Annotated in this window: 1 protein-coding gene; it reads left to right on the forward strand. The window is 64.1% G+C overall.

What is annotated here, in order from left to right; genetic code table 11:
• Positions 1-281 (forward strand): VOC family protein (locus tag ACYP33_RS22485; protein WP_459623990.1); only part of this gene is annotated, 281 nt, incomplete at both ends.

A 281-nucleotide genomic window follows, 5' to 3' on the forward strand; every position in this document is an offset into this window, starting at 1 on the left:
GATCTCGCCTCGACCCGGCAATTCTTTGAACAATGCCTCGGCTGGAAAGTCGTCGGCGAGCGGCCTGAATACCCGGCGGCCTTCGTGTCGGACGGGCATATCACGCTGACGCTGTGGCAGGTGACGGAGCAGAACGCGCTCGTCGAGTTCGACCGCAAGCGCAACGTCGGGCTGCACCATCTGGCGCTGCGCGTCGCCAGCGAGGAAGTACTGAATACGGTGTTCGAGCGGGTGTCCGAATGGCCGGGCGCGCGAGTGGAATTTTCGCCCGAGCAGCTTGG

The sequence above is a fragment of the Burkholderia sp. 3C genome, assembly GCF_054589155.1.